General features: G+C 50.5%; 18 protein-coding genes. 9 read left to right on the forward strand and 9 right to left on the reverse strand.

The features are described from left to right. Nucleotides 1-4: 4 nt before the first annotated feature. The 4 genes from P4D80_RS19600 to P4D80_RS19615 are packed head-to-tail and all read left to right on the forward strand — an operon-like array spanning nucleotide 5 to nucleotide 3,446. The gene (locus P4D80_RS19600) at nucleotides 5-1,609 is read left to right on the forward strand and encodes a M16 family metallopeptidase (protein WP_421655693.1); all 1,605 of its coding nucleotides are present in this window, start codon (nucleotides 5-7) and stop codon (nucleotides 1,607-1,609) included. Beyond that, the gene (locus P4D80_RS19605) at nucleotides 1,606-1,884 is read left to right on the forward strand and encodes an exonuclease domain-containing protein (RefSeq protein WP_421655694.1); all 279 of its coding nucleotides are present in this window, start codon (nucleotides 1,606-1,608) and stop codon (nucleotides 1,882-1,884) included. The genes P4D80_RS19600 and P4D80_RS19605 overlap by 4 nt, the downstream gene beginning before the upstream one ends. Next, a complete protein-coding gene (gene dinB, locus P4D80_RS19610) occupies nucleotides 1,871-2,962 on the forward strand; it encodes a DNA polymerase IV (RefSeq protein ID WP_421655695.1) in 1,092 nt (363 codons plus the stop codon). The genes P4D80_RS19605 and dinB overlap by 14 nt, the downstream gene beginning before the upstream one ends. Before the next feature lie 22 nt (nucleotides 2,963-2,984). Then, nucleotides 2,985-3,446 carry a hypothetical protein gene (locus tag P4D80_RS19615; RefSeq protein WP_421655696.1) on the forward strand — a complete coding sequence of 154 codons (462 nt, stop codon included), beginning with the start codon at nucleotides 2,985-2,987 and terminating at the stop codon, nucleotides 3,444-3,446. Here P4D80_RS19615 and P4D80_RS19620 read toward each other — a convergent pair. Continuing rightward, entirely contained in the window at nucleotides 3,364-4,704 is a 1,341-nt protein-coding gene (locus P4D80_RS19620) for a PQQ-dependent sugar dehydrogenase (protein WP_421655697.1), read from the reverse strand. The genes P4D80_RS19615 and P4D80_RS19620 overlap by 83 nt on opposite strands. 78 nt (nucleotides 4,705-4,782) lie before the next feature. Between P4D80_RS19620 and P4D80_RS19625 the strand changes: the two genes are divergently transcribed. After that, nucleotides 4,783-4,941 (forward strand): hypothetical protein, encoded by a 159-nt coding sequence (locus P4D80_RS19625; protein WP_421655698.1) that lies wholly within the window; start codon nucleotides 4,783-4,785, stop codon nucleotides 4,939-4,941. Between the two features lie 22 nt (nucleotides 4,942-4,963). Here P4D80_RS19625 and P4D80_RS19630 read toward each other — a convergent pair whose 3' ends face one another. The 4 genes from P4D80_RS19630 to pilM form a co-directional block, all read right to left on the reverse strand. Continuing rightward, nucleotides 4,964-7,246 (reverse strand): secretin N-terminal domain-containing protein, encoded by a 2,283-nt coding sequence (locus tag P4D80_RS19630; protein WP_421655699.1) that lies wholly within the window; start codon nucleotides 7,244-7,246, stop codon nucleotides 4,964-4,966. Between the two features lie 115 nt (nucleotides 7,247-7,361). Beyond that, nucleotides 7,362-8,234, reverse strand: coding sequence for a hypothetical protein (locus tag P4D80_RS19635; protein WP_421655700.1), 873 nt, complete (start codon nucleotides 8,232-8,234; stop codon nucleotides 7,362-7,364). Next, nucleotides 8,231-9,073 (reverse strand): PilN domain-containing protein, encoded by an 843-nt coding sequence (locus tag P4D80_RS19640; protein WP_421655701.1) that lies wholly within the window; start codon nucleotides 9,071-9,073, stop codon nucleotides 8,231-8,233. Before P4D80_RS19640 ends, P4D80_RS19635 begins: the two co-directional genes overlap by 4 nt. A gap of 1 nt (nucleotide 9,074) precedes the next feature. Next, nucleotides 9,075-10,193, reverse strand: a complete 1,119-nt coding sequence (gene pilM / locus P4D80_RS19645) for a type IV pilus assembly protein PilM (RefSeq protein ID WP_421655702.1) — start codon at nucleotides 10,191-10,193, stop codon at nucleotides 9,075-9,077. An 876-nt stretch (nucleotides 10,194-11,069) separates the two neighbouring features. Here pilM and P4D80_RS19650 point away from each other — a divergent pair. Then, nucleotides 11,070-12,404: a DNA double-strand break repair nuclease NurA gene (locus P4D80_RS19650; RefSeq protein ID WP_421655703.1), complete on the forward strand. Its 1,335-nt coding sequence runs from the start codon at nucleotides 11,070-11,072 to the stop codon at nucleotides 12,402-12,404. Here the strand turns inward: P4D80_RS19650 and P4D80_RS19655 are convergent. Beyond that, the gene (locus tag P4D80_RS19655; protein ID WP_421655704.1) at nucleotides 12,321-13,355 is read right to left on the reverse strand and encodes an alpha/beta fold hydrolase; all 1,035 of its coding nucleotides are present in this window, start codon (nucleotides 13,353-13,355) and stop codon (nucleotides 12,321-12,323) included. The genes P4D80_RS19650 and P4D80_RS19655 overlap by 84 nt on opposite strands. Nucleotides 13,356-13,478: 123 nt before the next feature. Next, entirely contained in the window at nucleotides 13,479-13,946 is a 468-nt protein-coding gene (locus tag P4D80_RS19660; protein WP_421655705.1) for a GNAT family N-acetyltransferase, read from the reverse strand. 403 nt (nucleotides 13,947-14,349) lie between these two features. On the opposite strand from P4D80_RS19660, the gene P4D80_RS19665 reads away from it, so the two are divergent. The 3 genes from P4D80_RS19665 (at nucleotide 14,350) to P4D80_RS19675 (ending at nucleotide 18,994) form a co-directional block, all read left to right on the forward strand. After that, nucleotides 14,350-14,877, forward strand: coding sequence for a diheme cytochrome C (locus P4D80_RS19665; RefSeq protein ID WP_421655706.1), 528 nt, complete (start codon nucleotides 14,350-14,352; stop codon nucleotides 14,875-14,877). A 152-nt stretch (nucleotides 14,878-15,029) separates the two neighbouring features. Next, nucleotides 15,030-17,861, forward strand: coding sequence for a preprotein translocase subunit SecA (secA, locus tag P4D80_RS19670; RefSeq protein ID WP_421655708.1), 2,832 nt, complete (start codon nucleotides 15,030-15,032; stop codon nucleotides 17,859-17,861). A gap of 308 nt (nucleotides 17,862-18,169) precedes the next feature. Continuing rightward, on the forward strand, nucleotides 18,170-18,994 hold the full coding sequence (locus P4D80_RS19675) for a metallophosphoesterase (RefSeq protein WP_421655709.1): 825 nt from the start codon (nucleotides 18,170-18,172) through the stop codon (nucleotides 18,992-18,994). A gap of 20 nt (nucleotides 18,995-19,014) precedes the next feature. Here P4D80_RS19675 and P4D80_RS19680 read toward each other — a convergent pair whose 3' ends face one another. Next, nucleotides 19,015-19,548, reverse strand: a complete 534-nt coding sequence (locus tag P4D80_RS19680; protein WP_421655710.1) for a cell division protein SepF — start codon at nucleotides 19,546-19,548, stop codon at nucleotides 19,015-19,017. A 38-nt stretch (nucleotides 19,549-19,586) separates the two neighbouring features. Then, on the reverse strand, nucleotides 19,587-21,032 hold the full coding sequence (locus P4D80_RS19685; protein ID WP_421655711.1) for a GAF domain-containing sensor histidine kinase: 1,446 nt from the start codon (nucleotides 21,030-21,032) through the stop codon (nucleotides 19,587-19,589). Between the last annotated feature and the right edge of the window lie 64 nt (nucleotides 21,033-21,096).

Below are 21,096 nucleotides of genomic sequence, written 5' to 3' on the forward strand. Positions count from 1 at the left end.
ACTTATGTTCAATTTGCGGCTATCTGCTTTGTTGTACTCATCCCTGGCCATTACACCTTTACTTAAGCGATCCATACAGTTAGCACTCTGTGCGATCGCGGCTGCCCTGGTATTGGTGGGCACCATCGCAGAACCTGTGCTGGCACAGATTAAACCATCAACCAGCCAGGCAGTTCCAGTAAGGTCGATTCAGCCCTACCTAGATCGGGTGATTCAGCAGGTGACTGAGTTTCAACTGGACAATGGCATGAAATTCATTGTGCTGGAACGGCATCAGGCTCCAGTTGTTTCCTTTTTGACCTATGCCGATGTGGGCGGGGCCGATGAACCCGATGGTAAAACGGGTGTGGCCCATTTCCTGGAACACCTGGCCTTTAAGGGCACCACTCGAATTGGCACGCTGGATTACAGTGCAGAAAAGCCGTTACTCGACCGACTGGATCAACTAGCTGCGAAAATTCAAACGGCGGCTGAAAAGGGGCAAAAAGCAGAAGAGAAAAAACTACGGGCAGAATTTGCCAAAGTTGAAGCACAGGCCACTCGTCTGGTGAAGCAAAACGAAATGGGGCGGATTGTAGAACAGTCTGGAGGAGTTGGGCTGAATGCCAATACTTCCAGCGATGCAACCCGTTATTTCTACAGTTTCCCCTCCAACAAGCTGGAATTGTGGATGTCGCTGGAATCAGAGCGCTTTTTGGAGCCTGTGTTTCGGGAGTTTTACAAGGAAAAAGATGTGATTTTGGAAGAACGCCGCCTGCGGACGGATAATTCGCCAATCGGTCAAATGGTGGAAGCCTTTTTGGATACTGCTTTCAAAGTCCATCCCTATCGTCGCCCGGTGATTGGCTATGACAAAGACATTCGGGGCTTGACGCGGCAGGATGTGGAGCAGTTTTTTGAAACTCACTACACACCCAATAATTTGACAATCGCCGTTGTCGGCGATGTCAATCCTGCTGAGGTAAAGCGGTTGGCTCAAATTTATTTTGGTCGTTACCGGGCAAAACCCGCTCCACCGGATGTATTGGCGACCGAGCCCCCCCAAACTGCCACCCGTGAAGTCTCCCTGCGCCTAAAGAGCCAGCCCTGGTATCTGGAGGGATACCACCGACCAAGCCTGAACCATCCTGACAATGCGGTTTACGAAATGATCAGCAGCATCCTGAGCGATGGCCGCACTTCCCGACTCTACAAATCGCTGGTGGAAAAACAACGACTGGCACTCACTGCTCAAGGGTCTAACGGCTTTCCTGGTAACAAATTTCCCAACCTGATGCTGTTCTATGTTATGACGGCTCCAGGCCATACTGTTGATGAGGCGGAAAAAGCATTAAGAGCTGAGATCGATCGCCTCAAAACGGAACCTGTCTCTGAGAAGGAACTGAACCGGGTGAAAACCCAGGCACGGGCAGGGTTATTGCGATCGCTCGACTCCAACGCTGGAATGGCTCAACTGTTGTTAGAGTACGACGTGAAAACAGGGGACTGGCGCAACTTGTTTAAAGCGATTGATCAGATTTCAGCCGTGACTGCCGCCGACATTCAACGTGTGGCGCAGTCAACCTTTAACCCCCAAAACCGCACCATTGGTCGTCTCCTATCCCAGTGATTTCAACGGAACTGCTCTCCTACTATCGCCAGATCAGCCAGCAGCTTTTAACAGTGGTTGATGTTGAGACAACTGGGCATCAGGCAGGCCGCGATCGCGTGATTGAAGTGTCTGTTTTGCAGGCAACCCTGGCAGATGGCATCCAGCATCAACAAACCCATCTGCTCAACCCCCAGGTAACGGTGCCCTTTCCAATTACCCGATTTACAGGCATCTCCCAGGCCATGGTGCCCTCACCCTCCACTCCCTATCTCGCCTTCCATGCAAGCGGTTAGAAAAATTATCCATGTTGACATGGATGCCTTCTTTGCCTCGGTGGAGCAACGGGATGAGCCCAACTACCGGGGCAAACCCATTGTTGTCGGTGGCTCTCCCGAAAAGCGAGGTGCGGTCGCGGCAGCGAGTTACGAAGCCCGTAAATTTGGCATTCGTTCTGCTATGCCTTCCCGAATTGCCATTCAAAAGTGCCCGGAGGTAATTTTTGTCAAACCCCGGTTTGAAGTTTACCGGGCGGTGTCCGAGAAAATTCGGGAGATCTTTTACCGCTATACGGACTTGGTTGAACCGCTTTCACTGGATGAAGCCTATCTGGATGTCACCACCAACCACAGAGGGATAGCCTCAGCAACAGTGATTGCCAGGGAAATCAAAGATTGCATTTGCAAAGAAACTGGGCTCACCGCTTCAGCCGGGGTTTCGATGAACAAATTCCTGGCAAAAGTAGCTTCTGGAATGAACAAACCCAATGGTCTTTTTCTAATTCCCCCCGAAGAAGCCGCAGCCTTCGTCGAAAAACTGCCCATTGAAAAATTTCATGGAATTGGCAAAGTCACGGCCAGCAAGATGCACAAGCTGGGAATTTTAGTGGGTGCCGACCTGAAGCAGTGGACTGAAGAAGCACTGGTTCAAAGATTTGGTAAGGTCGGACAGTTCTATTACAGAATTGCCAGAGCCCAGGACGATCGCCCCGTTAACCCCAACCGCACCCGCAAATCCATTGGTACTGAGAAAACCTTTGACAACGACCTGGACGATTTTCTAACCCTGTATGCAGAGTTAGAAAAAATAGCCCACAAGCTGAAAGAACGCCTGGATGCGAAAAACACCCATGGACGAACAATTACGCTCAAAATTCGGTACGTCGACTATCATCTAATCACCCGCCGCCGGACGCTAGCCTTTCCAACCAGCGACGAAATGTTGATTCTCAGCCTGGCTCAGGAGTTGCTACTGTCCACTGTTGACTTGAGGGGTAAAAAAGTCCGGCTTTTAGGAATCTCTGTTTCAAATCTGGGAGATGAAGATGAGAATACCCAGCTATATCAACAGCTTGCACTGGATTTGGAGATTTAAGTATTCCCCGCTGCTGCTGGGTGTGCTCCTATCAACGGGTAGTGCCCTCGCAGTCGATTTGCAGAACGATGACAACAAAAACTATGAGGTCAAAATCGTCGAAGCCAACCGTGTCGTTCAGTTGTCAATCAAACCTAATTCAACGGAAAAGTCCGTCTGCCAAACTGCTTGTTCCATTGAGCTACAAGGCGAAGTAGTCGGAGCCGTTGGCGATACAACGGTAACCATCAAGCAAGGTAAACTCCGCGGTCAGTCGCAGATGTGCCCTAAACAAGTTTGCACAGCCCAGGGTTGCCAGACCGAATACTACACTGCCGCCAGTTGTCCGCTGCAACCGAAGGTAGAATCCTCCCAACCGCGAAGAAAGAAATCAGCTCCACAAACTCCCCAAACCCCTATTCCTAATCCGCTGGCTCCCCGTCCCTGGCCCTATACCCCACTTCCTGTTCCCCCCGATACTGCACCCGATAAATCCGTCCATTAGCTTCTTCAGTCAGCAGCAAACTGCCATCGGGTAATACCAGCAGTCCTACTGGTCTGCCCCAGGTATCGGGACCTGCTGGGTTGATCAAAAATCCGGTGAGGAAATCTTCGTAGTACCCCTTGGGGCGTCCATTCTCTCCAAACGGAACAAACACAATTTTGTAACCAGTTCCCTGATCACGGTTCCACGAACCTCGAAATGCGACAAACGCACCATTGTGATACTTGGCTGGAAAGGTTTTGCCATTATAAAACTGAAGCCCTAAAGCGGCAGAGTGTGCCTGGAACAGAACATCTGGGGTGCGCGTGCGGGCAACCAGATCAGGACGTGGGCTACGTCCGTTTTGTAAGTGGTTAGGATCAATATAGTTGGGACTCAAGTAAGCAAACGGCCAGCCGTAAAACTCTCCCTGCTGGATGCGAGTCAGATAGTCAGGTACCAGATCATCCCCTAAGCCATCCCGTTCGTTGACAGTGGTGTATAGCTCTCCTGTAGTGGGATGAAAGGCTAATCCAACCGGATTTCGCAAACCAGAGGCGAAGGTTTGTCGCTCTGAGCCATCCAGGTTCATTACCTGCACCGAGGCACGGGGTAACTCTTCCACATCCACATTTGATCGCGATCCAATGGAAACATACAATTTCTTCTGGTCCGGGGAAAGAATGACATTGCGAGTCCAGTGTTGCCGATAGCCACCACCAGGCAGGTCTGTAATTTTCTGTCCTTTTCCGCTCAATTGCTCCTGTCCACGGCTGTAGGGAAACCGCAGCACCTCCGCTGTATTCCCCAGAAAAAAGGCATCCTTAGCGAACGCCATCCCAAACGGAATCTCTAAACCATTTTCTGGCCCCGCAAAGGTTTTACGCACTTCCGCCACGCCATCTCCATCCCCATCCCGCAGCAGGCGAATCCGGTTCTGGGGCGTTTCCGTCACCAGCACATCGCCCGTCGGGGTAAGGGCTAACCAGCGGGGGCGATCGAGCCCTTCAGCAAAGACATTGACCACAAAACCCGGAGGCACCTTTAGAACAGGATTTTGAGGAATCGGCACCACATTGGGCGGTTTAGAAGCACTATTGCTGGCAAATGGTTGGGGCAGATTCGCCAGTGTGATTCGGATTGGTTGGGGCGACAAAACTTCCGTCTGAATCCCCTTGGCCACTGGGGAAATCACTGGCTGAGATGGTTTAACAGGCTCTGCCGAACCCACAGTTGGAGTGGCTGAAGAAGACTGCCCAACCGGGGAATGATCAGCCACATTACACGCCACCAGACTTACCCCAACCAGCACTGAAATCCAGAAATAGCACAAGTTAGAACCCAGGACACGTGGTAGGTGGCAAGCTTTGAAGCAGTCTGTGTGCTGAAGCCTGCTCCTGCCAATAGCCTTGACTCTTCTATCCACTATACCTACTCCCTATTTCCCTATCCCTTCCATGTTAAAGATCCCCAACCTCTTAGCGAAGTCGGGGATCTGAGTCAGGGAAAAACCTAACACCTAACAACCAACAAACCCTCTAGGGGGCAGTACGAACTGGTACTGGCTGCGGTTCCAGAACCTGGCGCACACCAGGACCCGGAGTGTAGCTGTAACCAAAGGTGGAGCGATCGCTATCATCCAGAATGCGCGGAGTCAGAACTACTACCACCTCGCGCCGCTCATTTACCCGCTCAGTGCGCCTAAAGAAGGCACCCAGAATGGGAATATCTCCCAGAATGGGAATCTTTCTGACGGTTGCGCGATCGGCATCTTGAATAATTCCTGAAGCAACCAGGGTCTGACCATCCCGCAAACGAATACGACCTGACTGGAGCGATCGCGTCTGCAACAGGGTAATTTGTTGGGAAGACGCCGGACTGCCACCAAAACCAGGGATGGTAATGTTAAAGAGTGACGATGGCGCAGACACCACAGGGTTAACCGCCAGTTGAATAAAGCCATTGTCATCGATTCGATCAACGACAATTTCTAAGGTTACACCGGCATTCCCTTTTTCAGTGGTCACGGTCACAGTTGCAGAATCACCAGAACCCGTTGATTCCACTTCAATATTGGTCACCACTTCCTGCGTCAGATCAACTCTCGCCGTCTGCCCTTCCTGAACAACCAACGTCGGATCGGTCAGAATCTTGGCATTGCCCGTATCAACTGCCAGCTGCAATTGAGCAAAGAAGTTACTGGCAAAGTTAAATTCCCGCGACGGGATGTTGGTGGGATTCGTGAAGGGAGTAACTCCGATTTGGGTTGGATCTGGTGCCGAAACTGTCGCTGGAGAAGAGGTACCAAAGTTAAAGATACCCAATCCTCCCTGGTTAATAAAGCGGTTTTGACCCACACCAAACGAGAAGCTGAACCCTACTCGCTCGGCATTCGACAAATTGATGTCGATTACTTTCACATTCACTGCCACCTGACGACGACGAGCATCCAGTTGAGCCAGCAGAGCGGATGCAATTTCGACCTTACGAGGAGTACCACTCACCACGACTGAATTCAATCGGGAATCCACACTCACGGCTAAACCCGATAGGGTGAGAGGAGCATCACCTTTCTGAGCACGAATGAGCTTAATATCGGGTTCCTCAATTCGGGTCAAAACCTGGTTGGGGCCCTGAGTTCCAATTGGAACGATCGTGACACGCGTGATGGGCAACTGAAACTCTGCCCCTTGAGAAACGAGATAGTTAGCAGCTTCTGTTGCACTGGCCTGATTTAATCGCAAAATGCGCGTTGCCACATTACGGGCATCATCGGGTAACCGGGGACCCACAATCACCGTTCGCCCAACCCGGTTGGCCTCCAGCCCTGTGATTTGCAAAATATTGTTGAAAACATCCTGGACAGATTCATTTTCAACATCCAGGGTTACTCTCGGACCTTCATCCGCAGGCGCACCGGGTTGCTGTTGCTGTTGTTGCTGTCCCGGATCTGTTACTTTGGGAGGGGCATAGGCGAGGTTCAGTCCGGCAGCTCGTGCCAGTAGAGCCAACACTTCCCGTGCTGGTGCATCCCGTAATACCAGACGAGGAACCCGTTCGGCGGTACCTAGGTCAATGGTACTGGTGGCTGGATTAAATTGAGAAATCGCAATATCACCGGTTGGTGGGGGTAGTGCCCGTGGTAAGGCCGGCAGTGCTACAGGGTTGGTAGCACCCGGGGAACCTCCCTGAATCGTAATGTTTGGGTTGGGAACCAGGGGAGGCGTTGGGCTTCTAAGATTAGGGCCGGGAGGCAGTGGGGTAGTAGCTGGTGGCGGGGCGGCAGGTCTGGGAGGGGGTGGGGTAGCCTGCGCCAGGGGGGGCTGCGATTGTGTAGGTGTCGTTGCCCTTTGAAGATTGGAAGGCACAGGTGGTAACGTCGCAGGAACGGCGCTGGCTGTCCGCTTGCCTGTAGAAGGACTCAAGCTGAGTAGCACACCGCCTGCATTGGGACGCAGCACGTCCCCCACCAGGCCACCATTTTGACCAATCGCCGTGACGCGCACACTGTCCTTATCCAGTTGTGCAACCGTAATTCGGGAGATTCCGGGGGCTGGATTTTCCTTTGTAAAACTCTTACCATTAGGCAAACGGAGCTGGGTACCCGTAATGTCTGCCGTCCAGCGATCGCTGCGGTTGACCGCAAACACATGGGGACGCTCACCCGGCTTAGTTTGCAGCAAAACATTCACTCCACCTTTTGTAGGATTGAGTTGAACAGCTGTTATTTCCGCCGATGGTGCAGCAAACGCAGGTTGGATCGCCATCAACACGGCTGCTCCACCCAGCATAATTTCATTCAATCCCTGAGACTGTTTCACGATTTCTTCCTCACTCGAAAAATGATGGTTGAATAGAGCGTGTATGTTAGGTTTTACAGGCGATCCCGCAGCGGAGGCACTGCACAGACGGACAAACAATGGTTTGGCTCATCCTTCACTTAGGTGGTTGGGCTGGAGGTGGGTTCACCTTTGCAGCTTCCTCTGGTGTTAGCGGCATCAGAGTTTCTAATTGGAATGTGGAGGTTATCCTTGGTTCCGGTTGACAATTGGTCAGGAAGCGAAGGTTATTCCCCCGGATCTCATACAAACGAGATGCGGCGACCTTACCTGGGGTCCCGTCTCCGACGACAAATTCCACATTCTTCAATACCAGTAGCGGTTGAAGTCGCTCAATACTGCGCAATATTGACTGTGTCTGGTTGAAATTTCCTTCAAACGATACGTTGACCACTTCTCGTTTGAGCTTGTTGTTGACCAGTGACCCATAGGAATTATCGGCAATTACACCTGACAGTTTGGGATCAGGAGTAAACTTTTTCAGTTGTGATTTGACAACGAGATCACCAACCTGCTCTTCAATCTCGCGGATGTTAGACCTAACCCAGGCGGGGCAGGCAGCTAACTTTTCCTGTCTGGCCCTTTCCAACCCGGCGTTACGGGCATCAATTTGGCGGTTAATATCCAGCAGTAGCGTATCCAGCACGGATTCATCTGCAAACATCGTCAGCACGCCTTGCCGCTGCTTTTTAGCAGCTTCCAGCTCTTTTTGGACCTCCTCAATCTGTTTGTTAATTGTCTGAAATTGCTGAATCTGGGCTTCCTTATCCCTCACCTTTGCTTCCAGATCCTGATACTTTTGCCATTCCGGCTGCACCAGGTTGAGGAGGAGATAAGCGGCTCCCCCCAGCCCCAATAACCCCAGTAAAATTCCACTGACTGTAGGCGTCAAGGGGATGCCAAAAACAACCGGATAATTAGGTCCAGTGTCAAGGCTAGAACCAGGAGCAAAGTCGTCACTGACGGTCATTTCTGAATCACCCCTTTACGCTGTAGTTCTTCAATTCGCGTCACCAGGCCAACGGCGGTTTTTCTCTCTAGCTCTTGCAACAAATCGGATGCGGGTATGTTGTTAAATGCAGTTCGAATCGTAAACTCGATTTGGCTGGGAAGCTTGGGTAAGTTATTGGTATCAACCGTCCCCACAGGAGCATTCTTTAACTGAAGGGTGCTCAGCGTCGGAGCCGTTTGCTGAAGCTCAGAGGCAACCAGCCTGGTTTCCTTGGGATCCAGAAAGGCTGACTTTTGCAGTACCAGCATGAAATCGTTGACATCATTAAACGAATTGGCAATTCCCGATATTTCGACGTTGCCAATCACAGGGGGAGTGGGTGCACCGGGTGTCGCACCAGGGCTGGGGCTGGGGCTGGGGCTGGGTTGAGGCTGTCCCTGTTGAACTGGTAGTTGTTTCACCCGCAAAATTTGAACTCCTGGTGGGATGCGATCGCGAAAGTCCTGCATTACCGCCGACCAGGGTTTCAACGTATTGAATACACTCGCCAGCGCTAAAGTCTCTTCCTTGACCTGCTTCGTCTCTGTTCGCAGACTCTCAATTTGCTTTTGCTTTGCTTGAATGTCTCCTAGCTGGCTATCTAGAGCCACCTGGCGCTGCTCCAGATCGGCATTTCTCGACTGCAAAAAGAGCAGCAGCCCACCGGCAAGAGCAGGCAACAGAATCGCTGCCAACAACCCCAGAATCAGGGGCTGCCGACTATCCGTTGGAACTGCTCGTGCTCCTCTCGTTCGGACGCCACCATCCGGCCTGTACTCCGGACGATCATTTAAGAAGTTAATATCCAGACTGTGCATATCACATCGCCTCCCGCAAACCTAGACCCAGTACTACCCCCAACCCCGGTCGTTGAGTCTGGGGAATGTCCTGATTAACTTCCAAACCCAAAGCCGTGATGGGATCAATCTGGCTACTTGGCAGACTCAGCCGTTGGGTAAAAAACTCGTCTAATTGCCCAATAGCTCCCCCCGGCCCTGCCAGCAACAGCTGTGCTACCTCCAGGTTGTCTCCCTGATTCAAGTAAAAATCAATCGATCGCCGCAACTCATCGGCTAACTCTCCAATGATTCGTAACATTGCAGCAGCCCCTGGATTGGTGCCGCCCATTTTGCCTGGCCCGCCAATTGTAGTATCGGCAGGACTCACCGGAATGGTCATACTTTGAAGCAACTCGGTATTGCGCGATGGGGGTAGATTCATAGCCCGTGAAAGTGCACTCTGAATCTGGTAAGTCCCAATCGGAACCGTCCGCGAAAATTGTGGCACTCCATCTACAGCAATAGATATTTCTGTGCTTTCAAATTCGATATCGACGATCGCTACCGCTTCCTGAGGCGAAAATTGGCGTAATTGATCCCGAATGGTGCGAATTAACGCAAAACTACTGATTTCTAAAACATCAATTTGTAAGCCTGCCTGCTGAAATGTCTGAAGGTAAGAATCGGTTATTTCTTTGCGTGTTGCTACCAGCAAAACCTGAAACTTTTCGATTCCATCCTCATCCACAAATAGACCCAATTTCTGATAGTCAACATCGGCCTCTTCCCGTGGAAATGGAAGGTAAAGACCTGCTTCCTGGTTCAGCACCATTTCCCGCAGCTCTTGATCATTCAACTCTGCCGGAATTGGAATAATCCGAGTCACTGTATCGCGCCCACCCGCAACTGCCGTTGCGACCCGCTTTGCCTTGACTTTGTTCTCCGCCAGCGCCGACTGAATCAATTCAGCCATACCAGCTGAGTCAGTTATCTGCCCCTCATGAAACAAGCCCTCTGGGACAGGAACAGAATTCAGCGTAACCAGCTTTAATCCAGGCCCTTGTTTCCTTAGTTGAGAGATATTGATCCGGTCAGCAGCCAGTTCAACACCGATGCCTTTAGACTTCCCAGAAAACAAGCCTTTCAGAGAGTTAATCACAATGCTGCCCGCTCACTACTTACTTAAATGTTCAGAAGAAGATTTTTGAAAATAGCTCAGAAATATTGCTAATACATGTTACTCAATCTAGATTAGATCGATAAACTTTAAGAGAAAGATACAAACCGTAAACCCCTACGCCATCCTACAAAGTGTGCCGTAAAAGAGAATGATAAAAGACTCGCGCTAACTTAGATCGCTCCTGAAAACAGGATTATGACCGGAACTACACCCTGAATCTTTGATAGATTTGCTGAACCAATGAGCGATCCTGGAGTGGTTTTCAAACTGTTTTAACTGACCGCGATCGCCCCCTCAAAAAACTACCCTTTATGCGTTGAATATGCTTACTCATCAGTGATGTTACACACAATTTTGAGAGTTGAGCAAAAAATTTTAGAAAAACAGGGAAAGTTTAGGGGCTGATACGGTAGGAAGTGAGAAAGTGAAAAGTGAAACGTTATAAAGTAAACGGGGTTGGTCAAATTTTTTGTAGTTATTCTGAAAAAGGAATTGAGGGAGCCAGGTGCCAGTCGTAGGGAATGGAGAATTAAGTGTGTATTGACACACAAGGTTATACCTGTAGGATGCTGTTAGCGATAGCGTGACGCACCGATCAAGTAAGAATAGCATCTCGTGTCATTACAAGTAAGGAACTAAGACAAGTAAGAAATAAGCATCACAAAACCTTTTCATTTCACGAATATAAAGTGAAAAGGGAAAGGGTAAGGGGGTGGAAGCTCAATGAAGCGGAGGAGCTAAGGAATATTACCCTATCCCCCCATCACCCGATTATTCGTCTACTCCTTCACCTTATTCCTTAAGCCTCATTGCTTCAACCAACCAATAAATACTTACAACTTCCTATCTCCTCCCATGCTCGATTTGACAAAACTGGCTCAACAAATGCAAGGCATCAGTCAACAGTTGACGCAGGAGGCAACGGCAACCCGTCAACGGCTTGAATTGGCTCAAGCATTGCTGGTTCAGGCGTATCTGGAACAGGCGGCGTTAGTGGAGCGGCAGCAAACCTGGCGCGATCGCCTGGGGTTTACTGCCGCAGAACCCGTCGAACCCCTGAACATTCGCGCCAGTCTTCCTATCGCCCCTGCTACCCATACAGTTCTTGCTACCGATGGTTCCCAAATTGCCCCCAGCCACCATGAAATTGCCTACTGCTACTTAATTAACGTCGGACGCATCGTTCTCCATTACGGGCAAAACCGACTGCCCTTGCTAGACAGCCAGCCCGAAATTTTTTACCGTCCTGAAGACCTCTATATTTCTCGTCAGTGGGGCATTCGCACCGAAGAGTGGATGGGGTACCGGCGCACGGTGTCAGAGGCCATTATGCTGTCGGAGTTGGGGGAACAGGTGGCAGGTGGCAGGTGGCAGGAGCCAGGAGCCAGGAGCCAGGAGTCAGGCGACGGGAGCCAGGAGGCAGAAGAAACACCTGTCGCCTGTCGCCCGTCGCCTGTCGCCCGTCGCAGAACTCAAAACTCAAAACTCAGAACTCAACCCCCATCTACCCATCTACCCATCTACCCCTCCACCCTTGCCATGGTGGATGGTTCCCTGATCCACTGGTTTCTAGAACCCTTGCCAGGGGAGGCACGAGAGCGCATTCTTCCTCCCATTCTTGAATCCTGGGAGCGGTTACGAACCAATCGAATTCCCCTGGTAGGTTACCTGAGTGCCTCTCGGAGTGGAGAATCCATTAATTTCCTGCGATTACAGACTTGCCCCTACCAGGAACCAGACTGCGTTACTCACTGCCCTGGACAGAGCGATCGCGCCCCCTGCCAGGTGCTGGATCCGCTGAAAGACACCGTTCTTTGGGGAATGCACTTAGAACCAGGGCAGCGCAGTCCCCTCTGGCGCAGCTCTGCCCGCATCTTAGATGCCTATGGCGATCACCGCATTTATTTCTGCTATGTCCATGTAGGAACGGAGATCGCCCGCATCGAGTTTCCCGAATGGGTAGCACACGATACCCATCTACTGGATACAGCGCTTAGTCTGACGCTGGCTCAGGTCCAGAAAGGATACGGCTACCCGGTGGCACTGGCAGAAGCTCACAATCAAGCAGTTGTGCGAGGGGGCGATCGGGCCCGCTTCTTCGCCCTTTTAGAACAACAGATGATCCGCGCCGGACTTCGTAACGTCGGGATTTCTTACAAGGAAGCCCGCAAACGAGGCAGTATTGCTTAACTGCCAGGAAGCCAACCAATCCAGAATAATCCTGTTCACCGTCTCCGGGCACTCATCATGGGGACAGTGACCTGCATTTTCAATGGAAACCAGGGTCAGCTTGGAGTTGTACCTGACAAACAGCGGCCCCAATTTAGGCGGCACCATTTTATCTTTTTTGCCCCACAGCAACAGCATTGGAATATCCAGTTTGGGTAGAACATTGCGAGCCGTACAATCCATTTCTGCTTTAGTTTTAGGGTGGATCATCGCCCGCAAAGCCCTTACTGCTCCCCGGTCATAGGCTGGGCTGGAAAAGATTTCCAACACCTCATCGGTAATAGCGGTTGGCGTTGCGTAAGCCTGTCTTGCCCACAGCTTAATCACCGAAGTACTGCGGATTAAGCGAAACAAAGGGTAGAAAATAAGGGGCGACGTGAGAACACCTTTCGTAATTCCCAGCAGGGGTTGAGTAACTACCGCCAGAGCAGACATGCTCCAGCGTAAGGGCCTGGCGATGGATTTCTGCAACCACTTGGGAGCCTCTAGCACTGAAGAATCGGGCAGATTAATCATGACGATTCCTTTTACCATCTCCGGATATCTGGCTGCCACTGCTAGGCATACCATTGACCCTACTGAATGCCCTACCAGCACCACTGGTTGACCAACAAAGGTTTTCCAGAAGTCATAAACCTGTTCTGCCCAAAATACAGCACTATAGGGAGCAGAAGTCTTCTCAGAAGCCCCAAACCCCAACAAATCCAACGCGTAGACAGTATGGTACTGGGCCAATGCTGACAGATTCTGCCGCCAGTGGCCGATAGATGCGCCAAACCCATGCAGTAAAATGATTGGGGTCGAACTCTCTCCTACTGCCGCTCGCAGGTAAGCATAGCGAGTCTGCCATCCCCGCCAAACCCAGTCCCGCTGATTGCCTACTCGATACCGCCAGTGCAGGAAATTCTCCAAGAACACCTCTGGAAAAAGAACAATACCTAAATTCTAAAACACCTTCCATGTCTCCTGTTGGAGTTGCGTACACACCAGGTGATAAGAGTCAGGGTCAGGAGAAGGCAAAAGGAGAACAGTGTTCTACTTGCCCACTTCCCCATTCATTGCCACCAGCAAATCCGCCGGGTCGGCAACCAGCGGGTTGTGCAGCACCATTGTTGTGCTGCTATTACGCTCAAACCCAATCCGTTCGTAAAACGATTGTTGGTGAGTGGTCATCAGGTAAATCCGTTCGACCCGGTTCATACGAGGATGCCCCAGTACTGTTTCTACTAATCTGCGTCCCAAACCTGCGCCCTGGTAGTCGGGGTGAATCACTACATCCCAGATCGTAGCCCGGTAGATCCCATCGGATGTTGCTCTGGCAAAGCCGATTAGCTGTTCTCCATCCCAGGCTGTGATAACTGGCTCACTATTTGCGATCGCTACCGCCAAGTCCTCTACCCGGCGATTCCTGGCCCAGAAGGCTGCAACCTGGAGTAGCCTTTGCAATTGTTCGAGATCGATCCGCTCCTTCTGATCACAAAACTGAATATGACTGCAATCCATCCCAACGGTTAACAATGAAGGTGTGCATTCTCAAAATAATTCAATTTGCAAAAAGACTCGGTCATACGATAGGTGGAATTTGCTTCCTACCTCTGACCGGAGAATGGCTCGAAGACCGTATTTTTAACTATTAGGACCCTCCTCTCTTTACAGCCTTTACAGCCACTGTTAGAAAATCATGAAATTCTCACTCGACGCTCGCTAAAATACACACAATGAGTTGTCAAAATTACTTCAGACTTGCGACTTTCAACTGCATAAGCCACACTTTAGCCCCTCGCCCCTAATCCCCAGCCTCTAGAACCCCTTCCCCCTTTCTCCGCAAAACGTGCCTTACTCAGTTCGTCCATACTTTAGAAGTATTCGGCGTCGTTCCCCCAGACGAGGGCGATCAATTGGTGTTTTGCTTCTTCTCCTTCTTCTTTGGAGCATTTGTTTGGGCTGGGGGCTTTCCCTCGCAACTGAGCCGCGTGCAGTCAGTCCTGTTGCCCAGGGAACGGCCCCTTCCAATCCCGCTGAAGCTTCCCCTGCGATTGGTACCGTTGATGCTGTTCCTGATCGCCTCAAGCTGGGGCAATCCATTTACCTGGAAAACTGCGCGACCTGCCATGTGGGACTCCCCCCTGCTGTTATGCCTACAGAAACCTGGCGGCAACTCCTGCAAGACCCAGAACATTATGGAGTCAACCTAAAACCCCTCAGTGGTCCATATTTGCTAGTGGTATGGGAATACATCCGCTACTTTTCTCGTCCCCAATCCGCAGAAGAAGAAGTTCCCTATCGCATTTATCAATCCAAATACTTTAAAATTCTCCATCCTAGAGTCAAGCTCCCGTCAAAACCTGGGCTTTCAACCTGTATCTCCTGTCACCCTGGTGCCGACAAGTATGACTTTCGCACCCTCAGTAGTGAGTGGCAAAACGCACCGTAATCCTACATTTTTCATCCTTTCTCCTTCGCCGGTCACTTTGAACCAGAGTGATAGGATGAAGAGTGTAAGCTGCTCCTGCTTCGGGTTTGCTAAAGGCATCCGAAAGGTGCCACAACCTCATTCAAGCTTTTTGGAATTTACTATCTCCTGCCATGTTGAAGACTTTGCTGGGCGACCCCAATGCACGAAAACTTAAGCGATATCAGCCAATTGTGACTGAAATTGCTCTACTTGAAGACGAGATCAAAGCGCTGCCTGATCAGGAGCTACAGGGCAAAACTGCCGAATTTAAGCAGCGTCTTGAAAAGGGAGAATTCCTGGATGACCTTCTACCAGAAGCCTTTGCGGTTGTGAGAGAGGCTGCTCGTCGTGTCCTGAATATGCGCCACTTTGATGTACAAATTCTGGGCGGGATAATTCTACACGATAACGAAGGTGGACGAATCAAAGGGCATATTGCCGAAATGAAGACCGGGGAAGGAAAGACCCTGGTTTCCACCCTGCCTGCCTATTTAAATGCGCTTACCGGGAAGGGAGTACACATCGTCACTGTCAACGATTATCTGGCCCGTCGAGATGCGGAGTGGATGGGGCAGGTTCACCGTTTTCTGGGATTAAGCGTAGGGCTGATTCAGCAGAGTATGAGTCAGGTTGAACGGCAACGCAATTATAGTTGCGACATTACCTATGCTACCAACAGCGAACTGGGCTTTGATTACCTGCGCGATAACATGGCAACCTCGATGGCAGATGTGGTGCAGCGTCCCTTCCACTACTGCATCATTGACGAGGTAGACTCTGTTCTGATCGATGAAGCCCGTACCCCGTTGATTATTTCTGGACAAGTTGAGCGTCCCAGTGAAAAGTACATCCGGGCAGCAGAAGTGGCGGCTCGTCTGGTACGGAAAGCGAATGAAGAAGACCCCAATGGTCACTATGAAGTGGATGAAAAGCAGCGCAATATCATCTTGAGTGATGAGGGTTTTATCGAAGCCGAAAAAATGTTAGGGGTAACCGACCTGTTTGATCCTCAGGATCCCTGGGCGCATTACATCTTCAACGCCATCAAGGCGAAAGAACTGTTTATTAAAAACGTTAACTATATTGTTCGCAATGGTGAAATCGTGATTGTGGATGAATTCACCGGGCGAGTGATGCCAGGACGGCGCTGGAGTGACGGTTTGCACCAAGCGATTGAAGCCAAAGAGCGGGTTGAAATTCAACCTGAAACCCAAACTTTGGCCACTATTACCTATCAGAATTTCTTTCTGCTGTACCCGAAGCTGGCGGGAATGACGGGTACGGCAAAAACCGAGGAAGCAGAGTTTGGCAAGATTTATAACCTTGAAGTAACCACGATTCCCACAAACCGACCGAATATTCGAAAAGACTTATCTGATGTAGTTTACAAGACTGAAGAGGCTAAGTGGAAAGCAGTTGCCAATGAGTGTGCCGAAATGCATGAACAGGGTCGCCCGGTGCTGGTGGGTACAACCAGTGTGGAAAAGTCAGAGTTGCTGTCGCGATTACTGTATGAGCGGGGAGTACCCCACAACCTGCTGAATGCCAAACCTGAAAACGTGGAGCGGGAATCTGAAATCATTGCTCAGGCGGGACGGAAAGGTGCGGTCACGATCGCCACCAATATGGCTGGCCGCGGAACTGACATTATCCTGGGGGGTAACGCAGACTATATGGCCCGGTTAAAGGTGCGGGAATACTTCATGCCCCGCATTGTGCAACCGGAAGACGAAGACAGCTTTGGCATCACCGATGTGCCCGGTGCAGAGCATAAACGGAAAGGGGGACAGGGGTTTGTTCCTGGCAAGAAGGTCAAGACCTGGAAGGCATCACCTCAGATTTACCCAACCGAATTGACAAAAGAAACGGAAAAACTGCTCAAAGCTGCGGTGGATTTTGCCGTTCAAACCTATGGCGAACGTTCCCTGTCGGAACTGGAAGCAGAAGATCGAGTAGCGATCGCGTCTGAGAAAGCGCCAACGGATGATCCTGTTATTCAAAGACTGCGGGAAGTCTACAATCGCGTTCGGCAGGAGTACGAGGTTTATACGCAGCGGGAACACGAAGAAGTGGTTCGCTTGGGTGGTCTTCACGTGATTGGAACAGAACGGCACGAATCCCGCCGGATTGATAACCAACTGCGGGGCCGCTCTGCCCGCCAGGGAGACCCTGGTACCACCAAGTTCTTTCTCAGTCTGCAAGATAACCTGTTGCGGATTTTTGGAGGCGATCGGGTGGCTGGCTTAATGAATGCCTTCCGCGTTGAAGAAGACATGCCCATCGAGTCCAGGATGCTGACCCGTTCGCTTGAAGGAGCCCAGAAGAAGGTCGAAACCTACTACTACGACATTCGGAAGCAAGTGTTTGAGTATGACGAGGTGATGAACAATCAGCGTCGTGCCATTTATGCTGAGCGTCGGCGGGTGCTGGAAGGACAAGACCTGAAGGAGCAGGTAATTAAATACGCCGAGCAAACGATGGATGACATCGTAGACGCTAAAATTAACGCTGATCTGCCCCCCGAAGAATGGGATTTGCAAGGACTCGTCAGCAAGGTGCAGGAGTTTGTTTATCTTCTGTCTGATCTGGAACCCCAGCATCTGGAAGATATGAGCATCACCGAGATCAAGACCTTCCTGCACGAGCAAGTACGAATTGCCTATGACCTTAAAGAAGCCCAGATTGACCAGATTCAGCCTGGTTTGATGCGGCAAGCAGAACGCTTTTTCATCCTGCAACGGATTGACACCCTCTGGCGCGAACATCTGCAGCAGATGGATGCGCTTCGGGAGTCAGTTGTCTTACGAGGCTATGGACAGAAAGATCCTCTTATTGAATACAAGAGCGAAGGTTACGAACTGTTCTTGGAAATGATGACTGAGATTCGCCGCGATGTGGTGTACTCTCTGTTCCAATTCCAGCCTCAAGTTCAGCCCTCCACGGCGGCAACCTCTGAGGTTTAATGCAGGTAGGCGGAAATCAGTTCAGTCCATGCGTGCGGGCGTGGAAACCTGCACCCCGTCCTAACCATAATGACTACCGCTATAACTTTCACTAACTTCTTGGATGTCCGCTAACCGTCAAATCAAATTTGACAAAGTACTAGCAGAAGAATGGTGCCATCCTAACCACTGCTTTCAACAGAGGGCAGTGGTATTCCTACTGGAGAACATTATGAAGATATTTTCAAAATCTGAAGAATGCACCAAGCTAACGCCCATTCCCCGCTATCGCCTCTGCTAGGCTATATATGCTTTTCTTGAGCCAGTGCATGCACCGATTACTGACAGGTCCTCTAACCATAGAGCACATCCAGGTTCCAATCGCTGATCTGCCATCTGCCCTCAAAGGAACCCGATTAACCCAGCTCTCAGACTTTCATTTCGATGGATTGCGTCTTTCCGAAAAGCTTCTGGCGCAGGCGATCTCCGCCAGTAACGCTGCTCAGCCAGACCTGGTGGTTCTGACGGGTGATTTTATAACAGATGAGCCAGATGCTATTTACAATCTGGTGCCATGGCTGCAAAAGCTGGAAAGTCGCTGTGGAATTTACGCCGTCCTGGGTAACCATGATCATCGTTATCGGCGATCGCGTTTCATCGTCACTCGTGCCCTCGACGATACTGGGATTCAGGTTCTCTGGAACCAAATTGCCTATCCTCTGGGACCAAACTTCGCCCTGGTAGGGTTGGCAGATTTTTGGTCATCCGAATTTGATCCATCTCTTGTGATGACCCAGCTAGAAGACACGATTCCTCGCATTGTTCTGTCCCATAACCCCGATAGTGCTGCTTCCCTGCAACGGTGGCGCATCGATCTCCAGCTATCAGGACACACCCACGGCGGGCAGATCGCTCTGCCTGGCATCGGCCCCCTATCCTTACCCCTCGCTAAGATTTACAAAAGAATTCCGAAGTCAATCAAACGGCTTATGCCAGCCATGCGTTCTTACTTTGGAACTGTAAAGCACTGGGAGTGGGTACAGGGGCTTTACTCCACTGCCAACCATCCGCTCTATGTCAATCGAGGGCTGGGAACTTACCTACCCGGTCGCCTATTTTGCCCCCCAGAAGTCACAGTGATTACATTAGTTTGAGGACATTACACTGAACTTCTTTACATCATCCGAGATTTCTCTGCTGCCCAGTTGGGAACAGGTGGCGTCAAGCGTGTCGGCGGAGGAACGGGTACCTGCCCAGAATTAATCCCGGTGGTGGAGGGGTAACTGCTAATGTGCACAAAACTAGGGGTAAATAGAAAAATATGTTCTCCCAGCCGCTCCTGATGTCCATCAATGGCAAAGGCAGCTCCTGCAACAAAATCTACGCATCGCTGAGCCGTGTCGGGGTCCATCAGGCTCAAATTGAGGATAATGGATTTCCGCTCCCGTAGGGCCATCACAGCCTGTGGCATATCTTCAAAGGTACGAGGCTCCATCAAGCACATCTCGGTGTAAGCCATGCGATTTGGCATCCCCACAACATTATTAGCAGGCGCATTCACCGGGGCTGGACGTGGATCGCCAGGATAGGCTCCATTTGGTGGTGAATAGAACTCTGGAGGCATGTCCTCTTCGTATTCATACTCATACTCGTCGTCATACCGTTCTCCAAGTCCAATGGCATTCCACACGCGCTGGAAGATGTTCATGACGGCACCGACCCTTACGCTAGTTCATGCGCCCTATTTTACAGATTCTCACCAGGCTCAGCAAGCTGCGGCAAATTAATCATATAGCGGTAACCCGACTCTGGCGTACCTTGAATTTTAATTTGCCCACCATGCATTTCTGCTAGTTGTTGACTGAGCAACAATCCTAGCTTGGAATGTGGCGAATTTTCACGATCTCCTTCTAGCTCACCACTGCGCCATTTCTCCGCAGGGTCTTCTTCCACTACTGCGGTCAACCCCAGTCCATCGCTAACCAGATCGCTATCTAACTCAGATAAGGAAAAACCGCTGTATGGGTCAACATCTGTACTGTTTACATTGGTTATTACCAGCGACGGTTGAGCACAAACCTCAGCATAGGGCAAGCCCTCACCTAGCCAGGGATGAGAAACCCAAACTGCAATATTCAGGTTTCTTCCTCGATGGGATACATGCAACCGAACAATGCTTCCCGCATTAGAGGACTGAATTACATCAAAAATTAGATGATAGAGAATCTGCCGAATCTTGTCTTTGTCCAATAACCAGATACGGCGACCGGGCTCCACTGATAGGCGAATCTCCTGCTCACGCCGCTGGGCTGCATGTTCTAGCGTGTTAATGGCTTGCTGACACAACATTTCAATGTCCACCGATGCCAGATTCAGGCCTCGGGGACTATCTTTGGGGCTTGATAGTTCTATGATTTCATTGACCAAGGAAAGTAAGTACTGTCCACTATTGTGGATAATGTCCAGGTATTCTTTCTGTTTAGCCGTTAATGGTCCATAAATTTCGCGAGTTAAAACGCTGGCCATTCCCATAACAGAAGTTAAGGGAGTCCGCAGTTCTTGAGTCAAATGGCTGAGTAATTGAATCTTTACCTGGTCAGCAATTACTGGCTGTTCAGATGGATTGAAATCAACTGAATTGAGATCAAAGGGTGGTTCTAACGATGGAATGGGCTTAGCGACGCCTGCTTGATTACGTTCAAATTCACTCATACTCCAGCGGGCGGTCAGTTCCAAAAACTGAACATCTCGTTCGGTGAAGCGACGGGTGATAACATCCATAACTGCTAGAGTTCCTACACAGAAACCGTTGGATGTCATTAACGGAACACCAAGATAGGAGCGAATTCCATACTGGTGAGTCAGGCTGCTACTGGCAAAGGCAGGATGGGTGAGGGTATTTTCGATCGCCAGAGCCTGATGGCTATCCACAACATAGGCACAGAAGGATTCTGATCGTGGAAACTGGCGTGAAGTTGCTAGTTTATTCATCAGCCCCAACCTTGATAATCCGACTGCCGACTTGAAGCGCTGGCGGTCCTGTTCCATCAACCCCAAAATGCAGATGGGGGTATCGAGGAAGTGGGCAGCCGTTTGGGTGGCTTCTTCAAAAACTGGAATACTTTCGGAATCCAGAATGCCGAGTTCCTCCATGACTAACAAGCGTTGTCGCTCGCGCGTTGTCACATTCATACTGTCAAGACGGCAAAATAATCTGTTATCCGGGTTGATCATTCTGAGCTGTAACCCCCGTGCG

This window comes from Leptothermofonsia sp. ETS-13, from assembly GCF_049200465.1.
GTDB lineage: Bacteria > Cyanobacteriota > Cyanobacteriia > Leptolyngbyales > Leptolyngbyaceae > Leptothermofonsia.

Coding starts and splice junctions, on each gene's coding strand:
- P4D80_RS19600 (WP_421655693.1), top strand. CDS start 5: ATGTTCAATTTGCGGCTATCTGCTTTGTTGTACTCATCCCTGGCCATT.
- dinB (WP_421655695.1), top strand. CDS start 1,871: ATGCAAGCGGTTAGAAAAATTATCCATGTTGACATGGATGCCTTCTTT.
- P4D80_RS19635 (WP_421655700.1), bottom strand. CDS start 8,234: ATGACCGTCAGTGACGACTTTGCTCCTGGTTCTAGCCTTGACACTGGA.
- P4D80_RS19640 (WP_421655701.1), bottom strand. CDS start 9,073: ATGCACAGTCTGGATATTAACTTCTTAAATGATCGTCCGGAGTACAGG.
- P4D80_RS19650 (WP_421655703.1), top strand. CDS start 11,070: ATGCTCGATTTGACAAAACTGGCTCAACAAATGCAAGGCATCAGTCAA.
- P4D80_RS19660 (WP_421655705.1), bottom strand. CDS start 13,946: ATGGATTGCAGTCATATTCAGTTTTGTGATCAGAAGGAGCGGATCGAT.
- secA (WP_421655708.1), top strand. CDS start 15,030: ATGTTGAAGACTTTGCTGGGCGACCCCAATGCACGAAAACTTAAGCGA.
- P4D80_RS19675 (WP_421655709.1), top strand. CDS start 18,170: ATGCACCGATTACTGACAGGTCCTCTAACCATAGAGCACATCCAGGTT.
- P4D80_RS19680 (WP_421655710.1), bottom strand. CDS start 19,548: ATGAACATCTTCCAGCGCGTGTGGAATGCCATTGGACTTGGAGAACGG.
- P4D80_RS19685 (WP_421655711.1), bottom strand. CDS start 21,032: ATGAATGTGACAACGCGCGAGCGACAACGCTTGTTAGTCATGGAGGAA.